The following is a 799-nucleotide window of genomic DNA, read 5'->3' on the forward strand; positions in this document are numbered from 1 at the left end:
CGCCACCGGCCCCCAGAACCCGCGCGCCGAAATGCTCGGCGCCTCTTCGGCGGCGTTCTGGCTCAAGGCACTGCCCGGGCGGGTCAAGGTGGGCGGTGCGCCGCGCTTGTCCTGGCGCCCGAGCCAGTCCGGGTCCGGTGTCAGGTAGAAGAACGCGGCCGGTTCCAGCAGGTTGCCCACCGATACCGGCAGCACCGGACGCGGCAGGCCGGCCTTGGTGCATTCGGTGTCGACCACGGCCAGGTCGGTCAACGAAGGATTTTGCAGGACGTAGAACACCGGGCGACTGCGGTCGAGGTTGAGGGTGAACGACGACTGGTTGATCGTCTCCGAGCGAACCCAGAGGTACAACAGTCGGCGCAGGGTGCCAAACACAAGACGGCGGAACGGGGAGCGGGTCATACGGCTTCTGCGTGAGTGAATAAAACCGAGCGTTTGCTCGGGCGGGAGACAGTGTGCCGGATTCGTCGAAAATCGGCAAAAAAGCACTCAACCAATCTGTAGTTGAGAGTTTCTGCGCCTGTCATATACTCGGGCGCTCAAAATAAAAACAAGGGGGTACTGAGATGGCAACGCGCGAAACCGGCAATGTGAAGTGGTTCAACGACGCCAAGGGCTACGGCTTCATTCAACGCGAGGACGGGGTGGACGTGTTCGTGCACTACCGCGCGATTCGCGGTGAGGGGCACCGTTCGCTGACTGAAGGCCAGCAGGTCGAGTACGGGGTGGTGACTGGCGAGAAGGGTTTGCAGGCTGAGGATGTGGTGGGGCTGTAATCCTGAGATCAAAAGATCGCAGC

At 61.8% G+C, this 799-nt stretch carries 1 protein-coding gene and 1 pseudogene; one reads left to right on the forward strand and one right to left on the reverse strand.

Annotation, left to right across the window (positions count from 1 at the left end):
* A pseudogene (locus tag PG5_RS32510) lies at positions 1-402 on the reverse strand (glycerol-3-phosphate 1-O-acyltransferase); the annotation flags it as partial.
* A 164-nt stretch (positions 403-566) separates the two neighbouring features.
* On the opposite strand from PG5_RS32510, the gene PG5_RS32515 reads away from it, so the two are divergent.
* Positions 567-776: a cold-shock protein gene (locus tag PG5_RS32515; protein WP_008035470.1), complete on the forward strand. Its 210-nt coding sequence runs from the start codon at positions 567-569 to the stop codon at positions 774-776.
* Positions 777-799 lie beyond the last annotated feature (23 nt).

The sequence above is a fragment of the Pseudomonas sp. G5(2012) genome, assembly GCF_000408945.1.
Lineage (GTDB): Bacteria > Pseudomonadota > Gammaproteobacteria > Pseudomonadales > Pseudomonadaceae > Aquipseudomonas > Aquipseudomonas umsongensis.